This window comes from Pseudomonas sp. HMWF021 (assembly GCF_003061005.1).
Taxonomy (GTDB): Bacteria; Pseudomonadota; Gammaproteobacteria; order Pseudomonadales; family Pseudomonadaceae; genus Aquipseudomonas.
In genome coordinates this window covers 1-3,512 of record NZ_QAIK01000068.1, presented here as the reverse complement: position 1 = coordinate 3,512, position 3,512 = coordinate 1, and the positions used below count along the sequence as shown (strand labels likewise).

Genomic DNA, 3,512 nt, shown 5'->3' with positions numbered 1-3,512 from the left:
TCGAACTCGGTGGATAACCAGCCTGTGGATAAACACCGTTTCCACACACAGGTTATCCGATAGCGCAGCACAGGCTGAACACGGTTTTCCACTGTAGTTGTCATTCTCTGTACAGCGCTTGGAACAAGGGCTTGAGTGAGTTATCCACAGAAGGCGGCGAGCCTAGCTTTTATAAGCTTTACAGAAAAGCTTTAAATACTTCGCTTCTTTATTTTTATATCTGGCTGACCAGATTGTCGTGCTTGCAGGTTCAGAGATCTATTTATAAGGAAACGCTGGTTGGAAATTGACCTGAAGACTTGCTTTCTCTAGAATCCCCGGTCTCTTAAAACGGGGGCCATTCCGGCCCGTTGTGGACGAACCAGGTAACACGACATGAAACGTACTTTCCAACCAAGCACTATCAAACGCGCTCGTACCCACGGTTTCCGTGCTCGCATGGCTACCAAGAACGGTCGTGCCGTCCTGTCGCGTCGTCGCGCCAAAGGTCGTGCGCGTCTGGCAGTTTGATAATCCGGCACTGGAGGTGAGTCAGGACTTCAGTCGGGAAAAGCGTCTGCTTACCCCCCGGCATTTCAAGGCAGTCTTTGACTCCCCTACCGGCAAGGTTCCGGGGAAAAATCTCCTGCTCCTTGCGCGCAATAACGATCTTGATCACCCCCGTCTCGGGCTGGTTATCGGGAAAAAGAGCGTAAAGCTCTCCGTTGAGCGCAATCGCCTCAAACGTCTGATGCGCGAATCGTTCCGTCTGCACCAGGATTCACTGGTCGGCTGGGATATCGTTATCGTCGCGCGCAAAGGTTTGGGCGACGTAGAAAACCCCGAATTGATTCAGCATTTCGGCAAGCTCTGGAAGCGTCTGGCTCGTAACAAGCCAGTTCCAGCAGTCAAAACCGAAACTGCAGGGGTAGACAGTCCAGATGCGTAAACTGGCCCTCGTTCCGATCCAGTTTTATCGCTACGCCATCAGTCCTTTGATGGCCAGTCACTGTCGTTTCTACCCCAGTTGTTCCTGCTACGCGTATGAAGCCATCGAAATTCATGGCCTTCTGCGCGGTGGCTGGCTGACCTTTCGTCGTTTAGGTCGCTGTCATCCGTGGAATCCCGGTGGTTATGACCCGGTTCCACCTATCCCTACCTCCCGTTCTTCTTCGATGGCCGAGTAATCATGGATATCAAACGCACGATCCTGATCGTCGCCCTGGCAATCGTGTCCTACGTTATGGTTCTTAAATGGAACCAGGACTATGGCCAGGCTGCCCTGCCGACTCAGAATGTTGCTTCCAGTACGACTGCATCCGGTTTGCCGGACACCGTTCCTGGCAATAACGCTTCCGCCAGTGACGATATTCCGCGTGCTGCAAGCGATACCAGCGCACCTGTGGAAACTCCGGTCGCTGCCAGCAAGGATCTGATTCAGGTCAAAACCGACGTGCTCGATCTGGCGATCGATCCACAGGGCGGTGACGTTGCGCAACTGACCTTGCCACTGTATCCACGTCGTCAGGATCGTCCTGATGTGCCGTTTCAGCTGTTCGACAACGGCGGCGAACGTACTTATCTGGCACAAAGCGGCCTGATCGGCACCAATGGTCCGGACGCAAGCCCGGCCGGTCGTCCGGTTTACTCCTCGGAGAAGAAAAGTTATCAACTGGCTGACGGTCAGGATCAGCTGGTCGTCGACCTGAAGTTCAGCAAGGACGGCGTCAATTACATCAAGCGTTTCACTTTGAAACGCGGCCTGTATGACGTAACCGTGACCTACCTTGTGGATAACCAGAGCGCTCAGCCTTGGTCGGGCTCGATGTTCGCCCAACTGAAGCGCGACGCCAGTGCCGACCCTTCGTCGACCACTGCTACTGGCACCGCGACTTACCTGGGCGCAGCCCTGTGGACAAGTTCCGAGCCGTACAAGAAAGTGTCCATGAAAGACATGGACAAAGGTCAGCTCAAGGAAACCGTCACCGGTGGCTGGGTAGCCTGGCTGCAACACTACTTCGTGACGGCATGGGTTGCGCCGAAGGGCGAAAACAACATCGTTCAGACGCGTAAGGACAGCAAAGGCAACTACATCATCGGTTACACCGGTCCTTCGCTGACCGCTGCACCGGGTGCCAAAGTTGAAACCAGCGCCATTCTGTACGCCGGTCCGAAGAGCCAGGCCGTGCTGAAACAGTTGTCCCCAGGCCTGGAACTGACCGTCGACTACGGCATTCTGTGGTTCATCGCTCAGCCAATCTTCTGGTTGCTGCAACACATCCACGCGATTGTGGGTAACTGGGGCTGGTCGATCATCTTCCTGACCATGCTGATCAAAGGGATCTTCTTCCCGCTGTCGGCTGCCAGCTACAAATCCATGGCGCGCATGCGTGCCGTTGCGCCGAAACTGGCTGCACTGAAAGAGCAACATGGCGATGACCGGCAGAAAATGTCGCAAGCCATGATGGAGCTGTACAAGAAAGAGAAGATCAATCCGCTGGGCGGCTGCTTGCCGATCCTCGTGCAGATGCCGGTTTTCCTTTCGCTGTACTGGGTTCTGCTGGAAAGCGTGGAAATGCGCCAGGCGCCGTTCATGCTGTGGATCACCGACCTGTCGATCAAGGACCCGTTCTTCATCCTTCCGATCATCATGGGCGCGACCATGTTCATCCAGCAGCGTCTGAACCCGACTCCTCCGGATCCGATGCAGGCGAAGGTCATGAAAATGATGCCAATCATCTTCACCTTCTTCTTCCTGTGGTTCCCTGCAGGTCTGGTGCTGTACTGGGTTGTGAACAACTGCCTGTCGATTGCACAACAGTGGTACATCACGCGTAAGATCGAAGCGGCGACGAAAAAAGCCGAGGCGTAACTTGCTCTGTGGATAACACCACTCAAAACGCCCCCTAGTGGGGCGTTTTGCTATCTGCCACTTTTGTCTGGATTCCGGTTTATGAGCGCACCTCGTGAAACCATCGCCGCCGTCGCTACCGCTCAAGGTCGCGGCGGTGTCGGCATCGTCCGTATTTCCGGGCCGTTGGCCAGTTTTGCGGCCAAAGCCATCAGCGGCCGCGAACTGAAACCGCGTTACGCTCATTACGGTCCGTTTTTCAGTGAAGATCAGCAGGTGCTGGACGAAGGTCTGGCCCTGTATTTCCCCGGCCCGAACTCGTTCACCGGCGAAGACGTGCTGGAGCTGCAGGGGCACGGTGGTCCGATCGTCCTGGACATGTTGCTCAAGCGTTGTCTGGAGTTGGGTTGCCGTCTGGCCCGCCCGGGTGAATTCAGCGAGCGCGCGTTCCTCAACGACAAACTGGACCTCGCTCAGGCCGAGGCGATTGCCGACCTGATCGAAGCCAGTTCTGCACAGGCTGCACGCAATGCTCTGCGCTCCTTGCAAGGCGCGTTTTCCCAGCGTGTGCATAACCTCACTGAACAATTGATCGGCTTGCGCATTTATGTGGAAGCCGCGATCGACTTTCCCGAAGAGGAAATCGACTTTCTTGCCGATGGCCATGTGTTGGGCATGCTCG

At 55.4% G+C, this 3,512-nt stretch carries 5 protein-coding genes; all 5 read left to right on the top strand.

Annotated features, from left to right (window positions below; translation table 11 throughout):
- Positions 1 to 375 precede the first annotated feature (375 nt).
- The gene (gene rpmH / locus DBR18_RS10170; protein ID WP_003213577.1) at positions 376 to 510 is read left to right on the top strand and encodes a 50S ribosomal protein L34; all 135 of its coding nucleotides are present in this window, start codon (positions 376 to 378) and stop codon (positions 508 to 510) included.
- Positions 511 to 526: 16 nt separating this feature from the next.
- On the top strand, positions 527 to 928 hold the full coding sequence (gene rnpA, locus DBR18_RS10165; RefSeq protein ID WP_218277851.1) for a ribonuclease P protein component: 402 nt from the start codon (positions 527 to 529) through the stop codon (positions 926 to 928).
- Complete coding sequence (gene yidD / locus DBR18_RS10160; protein WP_108590221.1) at positions 921 to 1,166, top strand: membrane protein insertion efficiency factor YidD; 246 nt, start codon at positions 921 to 923, stop codon at positions 1,164 to 1,166. The genes rnpA and yidD overlap by 8 nt, the downstream gene beginning before the upstream one ends.
- 2 nt (positions 1,167 to 1,168) lie before the next feature.
- Positions 1,169 to 2,851, top strand: a complete 1,683-nt coding sequence (yidC, locus tag DBR18_RS10155; RefSeq protein WP_103522168.1) for a membrane protein insertase YidC — start codon at positions 1,169 to 1,171, stop codon at positions 2,849 to 2,851.
- A gap of 81 nt (positions 2,852 to 2,932) precedes the next feature.
- On the top strand, positions 2,933 to 3,512 hold a 580-nt coding region (locus DBR18_RS10150), incomplete at its 3' end, for a tRNA modification GTPase (RefSeq protein ID WP_371921083.1).